General features: G+C 72.6%; 11 protein-coding genes. 4 read left to right on the top strand and 7 right to left on the bottom strand.

The genetic code is table 11. The features are described from left to right. Positions 1-4: 4 nt before the first annotated feature. Genes RCG67_RS13090 through RCG67_RS13080 form a run of 3 tightly spaced genes read right to left on the bottom strand, consistent with a single transcriptional unit; the run spans position 5 to position 4,928 of the window. Entirely contained in the window at positions 5-1,165 is a 1,161-nt protein-coding gene (locus RCG67_RS13090) for an acyl-CoA dehydrogenase family protein (protein ID WP_368826831.1), read from the bottom strand. Continuing rightward, positions 1,162-3,324, bottom strand: a complete 2,163-nt coding sequence (locus tag RCG67_RS13085; RefSeq protein ID WP_368826829.1) for an ATP-binding protein — start codon at positions 3,322-3,324, stop codon at positions 1,162-1,164. The genes RCG67_RS13090 and RCG67_RS13085 overlap by 4 nt, the downstream gene beginning before the upstream one ends. Then, the gene (locus RCG67_RS13080; RefSeq protein WP_368826827.1) at positions 3,321-4,928 is read right to left on the bottom strand and encodes a carboxyl transferase domain-containing protein; all 1,608 of its coding nucleotides are present in this window, start codon (positions 4,926-4,928) and stop codon (positions 3,321-3,323) included. The genes RCG67_RS13085 and RCG67_RS13080 overlap by 4 nt, the downstream gene beginning before the upstream one ends. Positions 4,929-5,049: 121 nt before the next feature. Between RCG67_RS13080 and RCG67_RS13075 the strand changes: the two genes are divergently transcribed. Both RCG67_RS13075 and RCG67_RS13070 read left to right on the top strand, forming a co-directional pair. Continuing rightward, positions 5,050-5,724, top strand: a complete 675-nt coding sequence (locus RCG67_RS13075) for a TetR/AcrR family transcriptional regulator (protein WP_368826825.1) — start codon at positions 5,050-5,052, stop codon at positions 5,722-5,724. Further along, entirely contained in the window at positions 5,721-6,914 is a 1,194-nt protein-coding gene (locus RCG67_RS13070; protein ID WP_368826823.1) for an acyl-CoA dehydrogenase family protein, read from the top strand. The genes RCG67_RS13075 and RCG67_RS13070 overlap by 4 nt, the downstream gene beginning before the upstream one ends. A gap of 12 nt (positions 6,915-6,926) precedes the next feature. Here RCG67_RS13070 and RCG67_RS13065 read toward each other — a convergent pair whose 3' ends face one another. The 4 genes from RCG67_RS13065 to RCG67_RS13050 all read right to left on the bottom strand — a co-directional run bounded on the left by RCG67_RS13065 (position 6,927) and on the right by RCG67_RS13050 (position 11,846). Continuing rightward, complete coding sequence (locus RCG67_RS13065) at positions 6,927-7,757, bottom strand: IclR family transcriptional regulator (protein WP_368826821.1); 831 nt, start codon at positions 7,755-7,757, stop codon at positions 6,927-6,929. A gap of 157 nt (positions 7,758-7,914) precedes the next feature. Further along, positions 7,915-9,663: a BCCT family transporter gene (locus tag RCG67_RS13060; protein WP_368826819.1), complete on the bottom strand. Its 1,749-nt coding sequence runs from the start codon at positions 9,661-9,663 to the stop codon at positions 7,915-7,917. Positions 9,664-9,670: 7 nt separating this feature from the next. Beyond that, on the bottom strand, positions 9,671-10,447 hold the full coding sequence (locus RCG67_RS13055) for a creatininase (RefSeq protein WP_368826817.1): 777 nt from the start codon (positions 10,445-10,447) through the stop codon (positions 9,671-9,673). A gap of 133 nt (positions 10,448-10,580) precedes the next feature. Next, positions 10,581-11,846 (bottom strand): M24 family metallopeptidase, encoded by a 1,266-nt coding sequence (locus tag RCG67_RS13050; RefSeq protein ID WP_368826815.1) that lies wholly within the window; start codon positions 11,844-11,846, stop codon positions 10,581-10,583. A gap of 653 nt (positions 11,847-12,499) precedes the next feature. On the opposite strand from RCG67_RS13050, the gene ppsA reads away from it, so the two are divergent. Both ppsA and RCG67_RS13040 read left to right on the top strand, forming a co-directional pair. Further along, a complete protein-coding gene (gene ppsA / locus RCG67_RS13045) occupies positions 12,500-14,899 on the top strand; it encodes a phosphoenolpyruvate synthase (protein ID WP_368826813.1) in 2,400 nt (799 codons plus the stop codon). A 106-nt stretch (positions 14,900-15,005) separates the two neighbouring features. Next, entirely contained in the window at positions 15,006-15,851 is an 846-nt protein-coding gene (locus tag RCG67_RS13040) for a pyruvate, water dikinase regulatory protein (RefSeq protein WP_368826811.1), read from the top strand. The last annotated feature ends 862 nt before the right edge of the window (positions 15,852-16,713 follow it).

Genomic DNA, 16,713 nt, shown 5'->3' with positions numbered 1-16,713 from the left:
CTCCTCACAGTCCCAGCTCGCGGGCGATGAGCATGAGCTGCACCTCGGTGGTGCCCTCGCCGACCTCGAGGATCTTGGCGTCCCGGTAGTGGCGGGCCACCCGGGACTCGTTGATGAACCCGTAGCCGCCGAAGACCTGGGTGGCGTCCCGGGCGTTGTCCATCGCGGCCTCCCCGGCCACGAGCTTGGCGATCGCGGCCTGCGTCTTGAACGGCCGGCCGGCGAGCATCCGGGACGCGGCGTCGTAGTAGGCCAGCCGGGCGGTGTGCGCGCGGGTCTGCATGCGGGCGATCTTGAAGGACACGGCCTGGTTCGCCCCGATGGGGCGGCCGAAGGACTGCCGCTCCTGGGCGTAGCGCACGGACTCCTCGACGCAGCCCTGGGCCGCGCCCGTGGCGAGGGCGGCGATGGCGATGCGGCCCTCGTCCAGGACGGACAGGAAGTTGGCGTAGCCCCGGCCCTCCTCCCCCAGCAGGTTCTCCTCGGGGACCCGGACGTCCCGGAGGGACAGCGGGTGGGTGTCCGAGGCGTTCCAGCCGACCTTGTCGTAGGCCTTCTCGGCGCGGAAGCCGGGGGTGTCCGTGGGGACGATGATCGTGGAGATGTCCTTCCGGACCCGCCCGTCCGGCAGCTCCGTGGTGCCGGTGACCGCGGTGACGTTCACGAGGCGGGTGATGTCCGTGCCGGAGTTGGTGATGAACTCCTTGGCCCCGTCGAGCACCCACTGCCCGTCCTGGCGCTTCGCGGTGGTGCGGGTGCCGCCGGCGTCCGAGCCGGCCTCGGGCTCGGTGAGACCGAACCCGGCGAGCGCCCGGCCCGCGGCGAGGTCGGGGAGCCACTGCTGCTTCTGCGCCTCGGTGCCGAAGCGGAAGATCGGCATGGCGCCCAGCGACACCCCGGCCTCGAGGGTGATGGCCACGGACTGGTCGACCCGGGCGATCTGCTCCAGCGCCAGGCACAGGGCGAAACTGTCCCCGCCCATCCCCCCGTACTCCTCGGGGAAGGGCAGGCCGAACAGGCCCATCTCCCCCATCTGCGCCACGATGTCGTAGGGGAACTCGTGGGCCGCGTCGTACCGCGCGGAGACGGGGGCGATCACCTCGTCGGCGAAGTCGCGGACGGTGTCGGAGAGGTCCTGGTACTCCTCGTCGAGCTCGAAGTTCATGTGCTCTGCTCCTGGTCGGTCGGAAGGGGCTCGGTCGGGCGGGGACCGGTCGGCGGGCGGGCGCCGGACGCCCCCGGGGCGTCGCCGGGCGTCCCGCCGGGGGTGCTGTCGGAGGTGCCGCCGGGGCTGCCGTCGGGGGCGTGCCCGGCGACGGCGTCGGGGACCACGCGGGCGAGCAGCTGGTGCAGCCGCACCTGCTCGCCCGGCCGGACCAGGACCTCGACGGTGCCGGCCGTGGGCGCGGTCAGCCGGTGCTCCATCTTCATGGCCTCGACCACCACCACGGTCCGGCCCTCGGCGACCCGCTCCCCCGTGGCCGCGGGCACGGCGACCACGGTGCCGGGCATGGGCGAGTGCAGCTCCGGGGCGGCGGGCCCGGCCGTGCGCTCCAGGGCGGCCAGAGCCCGCTCGAGCAGGGCCTCGCGGGACAGGACGTCGAGCTGCACGGCGAAGCCGTCCTCGCCCACCCAGACGCTGAGCCCGTCGGGGGCCGCGGCGAGATGGACCACCCGCGACGTGCCGCCGGCCTCGAGCAGGTGCGCGGCCGGACGGCCCGGCAGCGGGCTCAGGCGCACGGCGGGGTCCACGACGGTCCGGCGGGGCTCCTCGAGCCCGTGGGCCAGCACCACCGCGGGCCGGGCGCGCCCGGTGGCCCGCCAGCCGTCCGGGCGGGACCAGGGGCTCAGGTCCCCGGCGGGGCGCGGATCGGCGGGGTGGTGCCGGGCGAGGAACGCGGCCGCGGCGGCGAGGTGGGTCTCGTCGGGGGCCGTGAACTCCAGCTCGGGCAGGCGCCGCTCGACGAGGGTGGTGTCCACGTCCCCGGCGCGCACGCCGGGATCGGCGAGCAGGGCGCGCAGGTACTCGGTGTTGGTGCCGACCCCGAGCACCACGGTCCGGGCCAGGGCGAGGTCGAGCCGGTCGAGGGCCTGGGCCCGGTCGGCGCCCCACGCGACGACCTTGGCGAGCATCGGGTCGTAGTCCGGGCCCACCCGCAGACCCGGCGCCAGCGAGGAGTCCACCCTGATCCCGGGGCCGGAGACCTCCTCCAGCGCCAGCACGGTCCCGGCGGTGGGCAGGAAGCCGCGCGCGGGGTCCTCCGCGTAGACCCGGGCCTCGACCGCGTGGCCGGTGAGCACGACGTCCTCCTGCGCCAGGCCCAGCGGCTCTCCCGCGGCGACGCGGAGCTGCTGGGCCACGAGGTCCACGCCGGTGACCAGCTCGGTGACGGGGTGCTCCACCTGCAGGCGGGTGTTCATCTCCATGAAGAAGAAGGTCTCGGGCTGCGCGGCCGGCACCAGGAACTCCACGGTGCCGGCACCGGTGTAGCCGACGGAGCGGGCCACCGTGCAGGCGGCCTCCCCGATCCGTTCCCGGGCGGCGGGGTCCAGCAGCGGCGAGGGCGCCTCCTCGATGATCTTCTGGTGCCGCCGCTGCAGGGAGCACTCCCGCTCCCCCAGGTGCACCACGGCGCCGTGGGCGTCGGCGAGGACCTGCACCTCGATGTGCCGGGGGGACTCGATCAGCTGCTCCAGCAGGAGGGTGTCGTCCCCGAAGGCGGCCGCGGCCACCCGCCGGGCCGTGGCCAGGGCCTCCGGCAGCTCGGCAGGGGTGCGGGCCACGTGCATGCCCTTGCCGCCGCCGCCGGCCGAGGGCTTGATCAGGACGGGATAGTCCATCCCGGCGGCCGCGGCGACCAGGGCGTCGTCGTCGAGCCCGGCCTCCGAGACCCCGGCGACGACGGGCACCCCGGCGGCCGCGACGTGCTGCTTGGCGCGGATCTTGTCGCCCATGGTCTCGAGCGCCTCGGTGCCGGGGCCGATGAACACGATCCCGGCGGCGGCGCACGCCCGGGCGAAGGCGGCGTTCTCGGACAGGAACCCGTAGCCGGGGTGGATGGCCTGCGCGCCGGTGGCCCGCGCGGCCCCGAGCACGGCGTCGATGCGCAGATAGCTCTGCGCCGGGGCGGCGGGGCCCACGCACACGGCCACGTCGGCCTCGCGCACGTGCACCGCGTCCCGGTCGGCCTCGCTGTAGACGGCGACCGAGCGGATGCCCAGCGCCCTGAGCGTGCGGAGGACCCGGCGGGCGATCTCGCCGCGGTTGGCCACGAGGACGACGTCGAAGCGGGCGGGGGGCGTGCCGGCAGTCACGGGGCTCACATCCTGAAGAGGCCGAGGGCGGGCTCGGGCAGCGGGACCCGGGAGCAGACCTCGAGGGCCAGCCCGAGCACCTCCCGGGTGTCGGCGGGGGCGATCACGCCGTCGTCCCACAGCCGGGCGGTGGAGTACCAGGGGCTGCCCTGGGCCTCGTACCGGGCCCGGACGGGCGCCATGAACGCCTCGCGCTCGGCCGGGTCCCACTCCTGCCCGCGGGCCGCCAGCTGGTCGGCCTTCACGGTGGCCAGCACCGAGGCGGCCTGGGTCCCGCCCATCACCGAGATCCTCGCCTGGGGCCAGAGGAACAGGAAGCGCGGGGAGTACGCCCGCCCGCACATCGAGTAGTTGCCGGCTCCGAAGGAGCCGCCGATCACCACGGTGAGCTTCGGCACCCGGGTGGTGGCCACGGCGGTGACCATCTTGGCGCCGTGCTTGGCGATGCCGCCGGCCTCGTAGTCGCGGCCCACCATGAAGCCGGTGATGTTCTGCAGGAACAGCAGCGGGATCCCCCGCTGGTCGCACAGCTCCACGAAGTGCGCGCCCTTCAGCGCCGACTCCCCGAAGAGCACCCCGTTGTTGGCCACGATCCCCACGGGGTGGCCGTGCACGTGGGCGAAGCCGGTGACCAGCGTGGTGCCGTACTCCGCCTTGAACTCGGCGAAGCGGCTGCCGTCCACGAGCCGGCCGATGACCTCGTGCACGTCGTAGCCGGAGTTGGGGTCCACCGGCACGGCCCCGGCGAGCTCGTCCTCGGCCACGGCCGGGGGCACCGGATCGAGCACCGGCCAGGCGCGGGGACCCGGTGGCGGGAGGGTCGCCACGATGTCCCGGAGGATCCCGAGGGCGTGCACGTCGTTCTCCGCGAGGTGGTCGACCACCCCGGACGTGCGGGCGTGCAGGTCCCCGCCGCCGAGCTCCTCGGCGGTGACCTCCTCCCCGGTGGCGGCCTTCACCAGCGGCGGCCCGCCCAGGAAGATGGTGCCCTGCTCGCGCACGATCACCGTCTCGTCGCTCATCGCCGGGACGTAGGCCCCGCCCGCGGTGCAGGAGCCGAGCACGGCCGCGAGCTGCGGGATCCCGGCCGCGGACAGGTTGGCCTGGTGGTAGAAGATCCGCCCGAAGTGCTCCCGGTCCGGGAAGACCTCGTCCTGCAGGGGCAGGTACGCCCCGCCCGAGTCGACGAGGTAGACGCAGGGCAGCCGGTTCTCGAGGGCGATCTCCTGGGCGCGCAGGTGCTTCTTGACCGTCATGGGGTAGTAGGTGCCGCCCTTGACCGTGGCGTCGTTGCACACGACCATCACCTGCCGGCCGTGGACCAGGCCGATCCCGGCGATCAGGCCGGCCCCGGGGCACTCGTCGTCGTACATCCCCTCAGCGGCGAGGGCACCGATCTCCAGGAACGGGCTGCCGGTGTCCAGGAGGTGGTCCACCCGCTCGCGCGGCAGCAGCTTGCCGCGCCCCACGTGCCGCTGCCGGGAGGCCTCCGGGCCGCCCCGGGCCGCCCGCTCGAGGCGCCGCGCCAGCTCCTCGGCCAGCTCCTGCTGGGCGGCCGTGTTGGCGGCGAACTCCGCGCCGCCCGGATCGACCTCGGTGCTCAGCACGCGCATCGGTTCCCTCCGTCCGGGCGGCGGCCTGGGGTGCCATTTCGGTTAATCTCGACTAACTTGGGGTTCAGGTTAGTGGCGGCTCACTAGAATGTCCAGGAATCCGCGACCGGAAGCAGGACCCGTGACCCAGACCGAGCACACCCCCCGTCCGCCCACCACCGTGCGCGGACGGGCGAAGGCCCAGCGGCGCGAGGACCTGCTCACCGCCGCCGCCGCACTGTTCGCCGAGCGGGGCTTCGCCGGCGTCTCGATCGACGACATCGGCGCGGCCGCAGGGGTCAGCGGTCCCGCGGTCTACCGGCACTTCCCGAGCAAGCAGGCGGTCCTCGGCGCGGTCCTGCTCGAGGTCAGCCACGACCTGCTGGACCGGGGCCGCGAGGTCGCGGCCCGCTCCCCCGATCCGGCCCGGCGGCTGCGGGCGCTGATCTCCTTCCAGGTGGAGTTCGCGCTGCACCGGCCCGCCGTGATCGTGGTGCAGGACCGGGAGCTGCCGAACCTCACCGAGGAGGACCGTCACACGGTCCGGGCCCTGCAGCGCGGCTACGTGACGCTGTGGGTGGAGGCCCTGCAGGACCTGGCCCCCGCGCGCGACGTCGCGGAGCTCACCCTGCGCGCCCAGGCCGCCTTCGGGCTCATCAACTCCACCCCCCACTCCCTGCGGACGGCGCACCGGCTGCGCACCCCGCCGGACGCGGAGCGGCTCGACACCGCCCGGGCCGCCCTCGAGGAGATGACCTGGGCCGCGCTGCGCACCGCGTTCGCGCCGGCCCCCGCCGCCCCAGGAGGCACCCCGTGACCGAGTCCCCGGCCGCCCAGCCGTTCTCCGAGCCGTTCTACGCGGAGGAGCACGAGGAGTTCCGCGAGGTGGCCCGCGAGTTCACGGCCCGCGAGGTGGCTCCGCACTACGCCGAGTGGGACGCCCAGCACCTGATGCCCCGCAGCCTGTGGACGGCCGCCGGCGAGGCGGGGCTGCTGGGCCTCGCGGTGCCCGAGGAGTTCGGGGGCATGGGCCTGACCGACTACCGGTTCCGCGCCGTGCTCGACGAGGAGCTGGTCCGGCAGGGCGCCCTCGGCGTGGCCCTGGCCCTGCACCTGCACGACGACTGGGTGCTGCCCCACCTGCTCGCCCACGGCACCGGCGAGCAGAAGCAGCGGTGGCTGCCGCGGATGCTCACGGGGGAGCTCGTCACCTCCGTGGCCTGGACCGAGCCGGGCGCGGGCTCCGACCTGCGCGGGGTGCGCACCCGGGCCGTTCGCGACGGCGAGGAGTGGGTGCTCACCGGCCAGAAGACGTTCATCGGCAACGGGATGAGCGGGGACGCCGCCCTGGTCCTGGCGCGCACGGACGGCGGGACCGGCCGGGCCGGGGAGGACGGATTCAGCCTGTTCCTGGTGCACAAGGCGGACTACCCCGGCTACGAGACCGGCCGGCAGCTCGACAAGATGGGGGTCAGGGCCTCCGACACCGTCGAGCTGTTCTTCGAGGACGTCCGGGTCCCCGCCGCGAACCTGGTGGGGGCCGAGGGCGGCGGGCTGCGGCAGATCCGGCAGGCGCTGCCCCAGGGGCGGCTGGCGGTGGCGGTGGCCGCGAGCGCCGTGGCGCGCTCCACCCTGGAGAGCACGCTCCGGTACACCGGCGAGCGCACGGCCTTCGGCACCAGGGTGCTCGACTTCCAGCACACCCGGTTCGAGCTCGCGGAGCTGACGGTCGAGGTGGAGGTCACCGAGGCCTACGTGCGGCGGGCGGTGCACGCGTTCAACGCGGGGGCGCTCGACGTGGTCGGCGCGTCCAAGGCCAAGTACTGGGCCGGGGAGCGGGCGAAGTCCGTCACGGACCGGTGCCTCCAGCTGCACGGCGGGTACGGCTACATCCTCGAGTACCCGGTGGCGCAGGCGTATCTCGCCTCCCGGCTGCTGACGATCTTCGGGGGCACCAGCGAGATCCTGCGGGAGACGATCGGCCGGGACCTGGCCGCCGGGGCCTGAGGAGGTTCCGGGTCAGCGTGCCTCCAGGGGCGCCCGCCCGGCCCGGCGGGCCGCCGGGGAGGCGCCGAGACGCAGGGACACCTCCCGGGCCGCCGCCACGGCCGCGGCCGCGAGCAGCTCGGCCTGCTCGGGCGTGACCCGGTAGCGCGGAGCGGCGATCATGACGGCGGCGACCACCTGGTCCCGGTGGTCACGGACGGGGGCGGCGACACCGACCTCGTCCAGGGAGGTCCTGCCGTAGTTGACGGCCACCCCGTCGTCGGCGACCTGGCGCAGGGCCTCGAGGTAGACGTCGATGCTCGCCTCGGTGGGGTCGGGGAGCTCGAGCATGCCGGACAGGAGCAGCGCCCGGGCCCGCTCCGGGGGCTGCTCCGCGAGGAAGAGCTGCACCGAGGAGCTGAGGGCCGTGTTGTAGCGGGTGCCCAGCGGAGTGGTGTGCTTGATCTGTCGCGGGCTGGGGATCTGCTCCACGCAGACCGCCTGGTCGCCGTTCCAGACCAGCAGCGCGCTGGTCTCGCCGGTCTGCTCGGTCAGCTCGAGCAGCACGGGATATGCCACCCGACGCTCGTCCAGTTCCGCGAGCAGCGGCCCGGCCACGGAGATCAGCCCGAGCCCGAGGCGGTAGCGCCGTGTCTGCGGGTCGCGCTCCACCACGTCCTCCTGCTCCAGGGTGACCAGGAGCCGGGAGACCGTGCTCTTGTGCAGGCCCACGCGGGCGGCGATCTCGGTCACCCCGAGCGTCGGCTCGTCCGCGGAGAAGCAGCGCAGGACGTGCAGGGCGTGGGAGACGACGGACGCGGCGCGCGCTTCGCGCGAGGATGCACTTGCTGGTGACTCAGTCATAGGACTCCTCATTCTCCTGCACGGCGGCGGCGCCGCCACCGTGGGGTGTCCGGGATGCGGGACCGTGCTCCACGGTCCCGCATCCCGGACCCGTTGTGCCCGGCCCTCGCCCCCGACGGAGTGGACGCCGTCAGGGGGCGAGGGCCGGGCACGGTGGTCACGGCCGCGCGAGCGCCTCCGGGACCGGTTCCCGTGCGGAGGCCGCCTCGGGCCGCCGCGCCGGGGGCTCCGGCGCCGTCCGCTCCACCGTGCTGCTGCCGGGGACACCGGTGTCCGGGTCCGGCGCGGGGTCGTTGACCTCCCGCTCCAGGCGCACGGTCTCCGGGGTGCGGGTCAGCAGCCGGCGGACCAGGTTCGCGATCATCAACAGGATGACGAAGGAGAAGGGGAAGGCGCCGATGATGGTGCCGGTCTGGACCGTGTCGACCACCGCGGTGCCGCCGAGGGTGAGCAGCGTGACCGCCACGGCGGCGATGCTGGCGACCAGCACCACGCGGAAGACCGGACCGGCCCGGCGGGGCGCGGAGACGAACTCGGCCAGGGCGTGGGCGCCGGAGTCCAGGGAGGTGACGTAGTAGGTGGCGACGAGGACGGTGGCCACCACGAGCAGCAGCGAGCCGATGACCGGCACGGACTCGAGCATCACGAACAGTCCGCTGGAGGTGTCGGCCGCGACCGCCGCGGAGATCCCGCGCTCGCTCGCGTCGTCGTAGTGCAGGGCGGCGGAGCCGATCACCCCGATCCACACCATCACGATCAGCGAGGGCACCACGGTGACGCCGATGACGAACTCGCGGATGGTGCGGCCGCGGGAGATGCGGGCGATGAAGCCGGCCACGAACGGGCTGAAGGCGATGACCCAGCACCAGATGAACACGGTCCACCAGCCGTTCCAGCTGTCCTGCCAGGTCGAGATGCCCTGACCGGCGGTGCCGGCGTCGGTCCAGAAGCTCATCGCCGTGAAGTTGGCGAAGAAGGAGCCGAAGGTCTGGGTGATGTTGGAGATGAGGAAGATCGTGGGGCCGAAGACGAACACGGCCACGAGCAGGACGATGCTCAGCACCGAGTTGAGCTCACTGATCCGCTTCATGCCCTTGTTGATGCCGAAGAACGCGGAGACGGCGGTGAGCCCGCCCAGGCCCAGGATCACGAGCAGCCAGACGTTCGAGCTCGGGGAGATCCCGGTGAAGGACGAGAGGCCCGAGCTGAACTGCATGGCGGCGAAGCCGAAGGACGTGGCCAGGCCCAGGACGGTGGCGATGATGGCGAGCAGCTCCACGACCACGCCGGCTCCGCGCTGCGACCACTTCGGCAGGATGTCCACCGTGGCCTCGCGGAAGGTGAGGGTCTTGCCGAGGTTGTGGTGGGAGTAGGCGAGGCACACGGCCACCACGCAGTACATGGCCCAGGCCGTGAACCCCCAGTGGAAGTAGGACCACACCATGGCGCCCTCGGCCGCGCCGTCCTCCCCGGCGGGGACCACGGGGTTGTCGTCCCGGAGCAGGATCGGCTCGGCGACCGACCAGAAGATCAGGCCGATGCCCTGCCCGCAGGCGAAGAGCATCGAGTACCAGGCGAACTTGCCGTGCTCCGGACGGGCGTCCGGGCCGCCGAGGCGCACCTTGCCGATGCGACTGAAGACCAGCCACACGCAGACGGCGACCGCCACCAGCGAGTAGAGGATGAACAGCCACGTGAAGTTCCCGGTGACGAACGTGCGTGCCGTGGCGATGGCCTCGGCGGCGCCGCCAGGGTCCAGGGTGACCACCACCAGCACGGCGATGATGAGCAGGGGCGGCAGGACCGTGATGACGGCCCGGTCCAGGGCGGGCAGGTTCCGCCCGCGGAACCGCGGCACGGTCACGGGCTCCGTGGCGGCCGTCGCCGAGGGATCTGACTTCTTCATGTGGATCTCACTTCCCGAACTCGCTGGTGACCGCCCGGACGATCCCGGAACGGACGGTGGAGAGCAGCAGCTCGCCCCGCTCTGCGGTGGCGCCTGCCGGAGAGGAGAGGCATCCCGAGCCGGGGGTCCGGGCCGGGTCCTCGGGGAACACGTCGTAGGCGGTCAGTTCAGCGGGGGGATGGTCGGGAGCCCGTGACATGTCGACCTTCTCGGGGTGCAGGTGGAGCATCAGGGACGTCTCGAGCACTCCTCCGTGCTCGATGTCCCAGCCGAGGAAGCCGTCCGGGAAGACGGCCTCCAGGGTGGCGTCGTCGACGAAGTCCCAGTACGAGAGCAGCATGGCCCGGCTGTCGTCGAGGCCGCCGGCCCGGGCCTCGCGCACCGCGAGGTCGAGGCCCTCGTAGAGGAACTGGTAGTTCTCGAAGTGGCCGTTGACGACCACGACCCGGCGGATGCCGTGGCGGAAGAGCTCCAGCACGACGTCCTTGGTCTGCGCGATGAGGGCCTGCGCCGAGAGGCTGGTGGTGCCGGTGCGGTGGTTGCCGCCGCCGGAGCGGGGCTGGGACTTGTAGCCGTAGGCGAAGACCGGCGCGACCAGGGCGTCGAGGTCCTCCGCCGCGGCGGCGGAGATGGCACGGGAGAGCATGGCGTCCACGCCCAGCGGCATGTGGGGCCCGTGCTGCTCCGTGGCCCCGGTCGGGATGAGCACCAGCCCCTGGCCGGTGGACGTGTAGTCCGCGTAGCTGTGCGCGTCGAGGTCTTCGAGGAAACGGGTGCTGGCCACAGGGTTCCTTCCGTGTGCCTGGGTGCGTGGGACTGGCGGAGGTGCACGGTGCGGCCGCCCGGGTCCGGGCGGCCGCACCCGGCCGGGGTGCCGGTGGCGCCGCCCTCGGGCGGCGCCACCGGGACCGTCCGGGTCAGGCCTGGACGATGTTGTGCTCGGGGCCGTAGGGGAACTTGGTGATGTTCTCCACGGAGTCCTCGCCGACGACGAGGATGTCGTGCTCGCGGTAGCCGCCGGCGCCGGGCTCGCCGTCGGGGATCGTGATCATCGGCTCCATGGACACGACCATGCCCGGCTCCAGCACGGTGTCGATGTCCTCGCGCAGCTCCAGGCCGGCCTCGCGGCCGTAGTAGTGGGACAGGACGCCGAAGGAGTGGCCGTAGCCGAAGGTGCGGTTGGCGAGCAGGCCGTGGGAGACGAAGATCTCGTTGAGCTCCGCGGCGATGTCCTTGCACACCGCGCCCGGCTTGATCAGCTCGAGGCCGCGCTCGTGGACCTGGACGTTGATCTCCCACAGCTGCCGCGAGCGGGCGTCCGGCTCGCCCAGGAACAGGGTGCGCTCGAGGGCGGTGTAGTAGCCCGACGTCATCGGGAAGCAGTTCAGCGACAGGATGTCCCCGCGGCGCAGCTTGCGGGTGGTGGCCCAGTTGTGGGCGCCGTCGGTGTTGATCCCGGACTGGAACCACACCCAGGTGTCGCGCACCTCGCGGTGCGGGAACGTGCGGGCGATCTCGTGGACCATCGCCTCGGTGCCGGCCAGGGCGACCTCGTACTCGGTGATGCCCGCCCGGATCGCGGCGCGGATGGCCTCTCCGCCCAGGTCGCCGATGCGGGCGCCGTGCTTGATGACCTCGATCTCCTCGGCGGACTTGATCATGCGCTGGCGCATGGCGTCCTGGGAGACGTCGGTGAGCTCGGCGCCCTCGAAGGCGGCCTGGATGCGCTGGCGGGTCAGCAGCGGCAGGGCGTCGTCCTCGACGCCGATCCGGCGGGCGACCACGCCGCGCCGGCGCAGGGCCTCCTGGAGGCCGTAGTAGAAGTTGTCGCGGCGCCAGTCGGTGTAGACGATGTTGTCGCCGTAGCTGGTGCGCCAGGGCATGCCGGCGTCGATGTTGGCGGTGACCGTGACGGAGTCCTCGGCGGTGACGACCAGGGCGTAGTTGCGCCCGAAGGTGGTGTAGAGGAAGTCCGAGTAGTACTTGATGCCGTGGTAGCTGGTCAGGATGACGGCGTCGAGGTCCTTGGCGGCCATGATCGCCCGCAGCCCGGTGAGGCGGCGCTCGAACTCGGCGTCGGAGAAGGTCAGCTGCTCCTTCTGGCCGTTGTGCAGGGTCTTCAGGCGCTCGAGCTCGGCGACGCTGGTGGCGTTCGGGGCGGTGGCGGTGGGCGAGGTGGTCATGATCGTCCTTTCGGGGAGCGGATTCCGGACGGGCTGTCCGGGTGAGTCGCGGGTAGGGCCGCGCCCCCGGCTCCGCATCGCACGCCTCGGCGATGGGGCGGAGGGCGTCGCTGCGCCCGGCAGTTGTGGGGTCGTGACTTCCCCGGTTGCCGGTTGTTGCAATTATCGCAACCGAGTTGCCTCACTGTAGGAAGTGATGTGCGCCACGGTCAAGGGTTCACCGCAACATTGTCTCCGTGGCCGACTTTCATAGGCGTATCCGCCCCCATTGAGACGCATACCTGTTGCAATCAACGCAACACACGCATTTCCGATCCTGTCGACACCCCCGTCGCCGCCCGGACGAGCCGCTCCGACGAACTCCGCAACATCCTTCCGAGCCCTGTATATAAGTGATATATCTGTTGGCGACAGATGCGTGAGCTGCGTCACGGGCTGGAGGCCCTGCATCGCGCTCCCCCGTTCGCGCCCGGCGCACCCGGCGGTGCGCACCGGTCGCAGCGCATCCACCACCACGGGTGGCGAGAGACCGCACGCGCACGCCCCGATCGAGCACACCTCCTGGCCTCCGGTCCGCACGGGGTCCGGCACCAGACCTTCCGCAGCAACTCGAACGATGTCCGCCCGCACGCACCCTGAGGAGCACGATTCCGATGACCTATGTTCTTCCGTTCACGCAGATCGATCTGTCCGACCTTCCGGAGGTCGGGGGCAAGAACGCCTCTTTGGGCGAGCTGATCCGCAATCTGGGCGCGGCCGGCGTGGCGGTTCCGGGTGGTTTCGCCACGACGGCGACGGCCTTCCGGGAGTTCCTGGCCGCCGACGGGCTCGAGGCGCGGATCGCGGAGGCCCTGCAGGGCCTGGACACCGCCGATGTGGGTGCCCTGGCGGCCGCGGGCGCCCGGATCCGCTCGATGATCCGGGCGTCGCCGCTGCCGGAGCCGCTGGAGGCTGCGATCCGGGAGGCCTACGAGGAGCTGGCCGGTGCCCAGCCGGCGGGGGTGGAGGTGTCCTGGGCGGTGCGCTCGAGCGCGACGGCGGAGGACCTGCCGGACGCCTCCTTCGCCGGGCAGCAGGAGACGTACCTGAACGTGCGCGGGGTGCAGAGCGTGCTGGCGGCGGTGAAGGACGTCTTCGCCTCGTTGTACAACGACCGGGCGATCGCCTACCGGGTCCACCACGGCTTCACCCACGCCGAGGTCGCGCTCTCGGCGGGGGTGCAGAAGATGGTGCGCTCCGACGTGGGGGCCTCCGGGGTGATGTTCACCATGGACACGGAGTCCGGGTTTCCCGACGCGGTGTTTCTCACCTCCTCCTACGGGCTGGGCGAGGCCGTGGTGCAGGGGGCGGTGAACCCGGACGAGTTCTACGTCCACAAGCCGGCCCTGGCCGCGGGCCGGCCGGCGGTGCTCAAGCGCGGGCTGGGCGAGAAGGCCCTGCAGATGACCTACACGGACTCCGCCGAGCTCGGGGAGACGGTGGGCTTCGTCCCGGTGCCGGCGCAGCTGCGGGCCCGGTTCAGCCTCACCGACGCGCAGGTGGAGCAGCTGGCCCGCTACGGGGTGGCGATCGAGGCCCACTACGGCCGGCCCATGGACATCGAGTGGGGCCTGGACGGCACCGACGGGCACCTGTACATCCTGCAGGCCCGCCCCGAGACGGTGGTCTCCCGCCGGGCCGCCGGGACCGTCTCCCGCTACCGGCTCCACGAGACGGCTCGGGTGCTGGCCGAGGGCCGGGCGATCGGCCAGCGGATCGGCGCCGGACAGGTCCGGGTGCTGTCCTCGATCGGGCAGATGGCCTCCTTCCAGGACGGGGACGTGCTGGTGGCCTCGATGACGGACCCGGACTGGGAGCCGATCATGAAGAAGGCCGCCGCGATCGTCACCGACCGCGGCGGGCGCACCTGCCACGCGGCGATCATCGCCCGGGAGCTGGGCATCCCGGCGGTGGTCGGGGCCGGGGACGCCACCGAGGTGCTGGCCGAGGGGGACCCGGTGACGGTCTCCTGCGCGGAGGGCGAGGCGGGCCTGGTCTACGCGGGCCTGCTGGACTACACGGTGGAGGAGACCGCCCTGGGTGCCATGCCGGAAGCACCCCTGAAGATCATGCTCAACGTGGGCACCCCGGAGCAGGCGTTCGCCTTCGCCCAGCTGCCGAACCACGGGGTGGGGCTGGCGCGGCTGGAGTTCATCATCAACCGCCAGATCGGCATCCACCCCCTGGCCCTGCTGGCCCTGCAGAACGGGTCCCCGCAGCCGGACCCCGGTGTGGCCGACCGGATCCGGGAGCGGATCACCGCCTACGCCGGCCCGCGCGAGTACTACGTCCAGCGCCTCGCCGAGGGGATCGCCACGATCGCGGCGGCCTTCGCCCCGGAGCCGGTGATCATCCGGCTCTCGGACTTCAAGTCCAACGAGTACGCCAACCTGCTCGGCGGCCCGCAGTTCGAGCCCGAGGAGGAGAATCCCATGCTCGGGTTCCGGGGCGCCTCCCGGTACCTCTCGGAGGAGTTCCGGGCGGCCTTCGAGCTGGAGTGCGAGGCGATCGTCCACGCCCGCACCGCCATGGGCCTGACCAACATCAAGCTCATGGTCCCCTTCGTGCGCACCCTCGCCGAGGCCCGGGGCGTGATCGGGCTGCTGGCCGCCAACGGCCTGGAACGGGGGGTGGACGGGCTGGAGATCGTGATGATGTGCGAGCTGCCCGCCAACGCGCTGCTGGCCGATGAGTTCCTGGACCACTTCGACGGGTTCTCCATCGGCTCCAACGACCTCACCCAGCTCACCCTGGGCGTGGACCGCGACTCCGCACTGGTCGCCGGCTCCTTCGACGAGCGCGACCCGGCCGTGAAGAAGCTGCTGGGAATGGCCATCACCGCCTGCAGGGACCGCGGCAAGTACGTCGGGATCTGCGGCCAGGGCCCCAGCGACCACCCCAAGCTCGCCGCCTGGCTGCTGGAGAAGGGCATCGACTCCGTCTCCCTGAACCCCGACGCCGTGGTGGACACCTGGCTGGCCCTGGCCCGCACCGCGGCCCAGCCCAGCAGGTGAGACCGCCCTGGTCCGAGTGCCGTGCGCACCCGGACCAGGGCACCGCACACGCACCGAGCACGCTCCCGGACGGAGGACACACCTTGAGCAGAGAACGAGAGCAGCAGTGACCGAGACCTGTCCGGTGGCGTTCTTCCTCTCGGACAGCACCGGGATCACCGCCGAGACCCTGGGCAACACCCTGATCACCCAGTTCCCGCAACAGCGCTTCGAGCGCCACACCGTGCCGTTCGTCAGCACCGTGGAGCGGGCACGGCAGGTGGCGGCCCGGATCGACTCCGTGGCCGCCGCCGGTCGGATGCCGGTCGCGTTCTCCACCGTCGTCGACCCGGAGATCCGCGACGTCCTCGCCGCCAGCCGGGGCTTCTTCGTGGACCTCTTCGGCACCCACCTTCCCCAGCTCGAGACCGCACTGCACGCCACGGCGAACCTCCAACCGGGGCGGGCCCACGGGCTCGGGGACGCCGGCCGCTACCGGACCCGGATGGCGGCGGTGGAGTACGCCATGGAGCACGACGACGGCCAGTCCGTCCGGGCGCTCGAGCGGGCCGAGCTGATCCTCATCGCCCCCTCCCGCTGCGGCAAGACCCCGACCAGCATGTACCTCGCCCTGCAGCACGGCATCCGCGTCGCCAACTTCCCGCTGGTCGACGAGGACTTCGACCGCCGGTCCCTGCCGGCCCCCGTCATCCCCCACACCGGCAAGTGCTTCGGACTCACCTCACAGCCCCTCCGGCTCAGCCAGGTCCGCCAGGAGAGACGATCCGCCACCGCCTACTCCTCCCTCGCCCAGTGCACCTGGGAACTGCGCAACGCCGAGGAGATGTACGCCCTGAACGGCATCCCGTACGTCAACTCGGCCTCCATGTCCGTCGAGGAGATCTCCGCCACGATCCTCGAGCGCATGGAGCTCGACGCGGTCGATCACGAACAGGCCGGACGCTCCCGGTGACCGCGCACCACGTGCACCCGAGGCCGGCCGCCCGGCCTCGGGTGGCGGGCATGCCCTGGAACGGTGACCGCGAGCCGGGGCGCCGACGGTCGAGGCCGGAGCGCCCGGCGCTGACGCGGGAGGTGGGGCGCCTCCGGGTCCGCCCGCGGACCGCGACCTCCTTCCCGGCCCCCTTGACAGCGAGGGCGACGCCCCGGAGACTCGTCGCACGAGCAGCGTTGCGCATAGCGATACATGTTGCACGGGATGAGCCGCAAGCGATCCGCGGTGGCGGATCGGCCCACGGCCGGACGTCGATCGGCGACCGCGGAGGGCGGCGGCCGGATCCCCGACACGGAGAGGACGACCTGATGCACCGAGCTCCCCGCGCGCCGTCCAGGGACAGGGTCCGGCCCTTGCCCCTGGAGACGACAGCTGCACCGGATGCCGGAACCCGCGACATCCCCGAGGCACCACGATGAGCGCGGGGTGCGTCTCCGGACAGATCCCGCTGCCGGACGGCAGCCGCCCCGAGTCCGCGCGGACCGGGTCCGCCTCGACCGGCGGCGCCGGCTCCCCCGGACGGACGGGTGCGGAACGAACAACGGCCTCGCCCGAGAACCCCGCGAGGCTCGGTGAGCCCGCCACGACCAGCACCGAGGAGCCCCGCCCGCAGGAACGGGTGGCCCGCGGCCCCTGACCGGCCCGCACCGCACCGCCCGGCTCGCCACTCGCGCCGGGCGCTTCCTCGCACCTCACCCCCGCGAGGCGTCCCGCACCGGCGCACGGCCGGTGCGGGATGCCTCATGACCAAGGAGTCCCGTGTCCCACCATCCCATTCGCGTGGCCGTCGCCGGTGTCGGCAACTGCGCCTCCTCGCTGA

The sequence above is a fragment of the Kocuria cellulosilytica genome, from assembly GCF_040981245.1.
GTDB lineage: Bacteria > Actinomycetota > Actinomycetes > Actinomycetales > Micrococcaceae > Kocuria > Kocuria cellulosilytica.
Note: the sequence above shows the minus strand (reverse complement) of the source record. Positions and strands in the feature narration are given on the sequence as shown.

Coding starts and splice junctions, on each gene's coding strand:
- RCG67_RS13065 (WP_368826821.1), bottom strand. CDS start 7,757: ATGACTGAGTCACCAGCAAGTGCATCCTCGCGCGAAGCGCGCGCCGCG.
- RCG67_RS13050 (WP_368826815.1), bottom strand. CDS start 11,846: ATGACCACCTCGCCCACCGCCACCGCCCCGAACGCCACCAGCGTCGCC.
- RCG67_RS13090 (WP_368826831.1), bottom strand. CDS start 1,165: ATGAACTTCGAGCTCGACGAGGAGTACCAGGACCTCTCCGACACCGTC.
- ppsA (WP_368826813.1), top strand. CDS start 12,500: ATGACCTATGTTCTTCCGTTCACGCAGATCGATCTGTCCGACCTTCCG.
- RCG67_RS13060 (WP_368826819.1), bottom strand. CDS start 9,663: ATGAAGAAGTCAGATCCCTCGGCGACGGCCGCCACGGAGCCCGTGACC.
- RCG67_RS13080 (WP_368826827.1), bottom strand. CDS start 4,928: ATGCGCGTGCTGAGCACCGAGGTCGATCCGGGCGGCGCGGAGTTCGCC.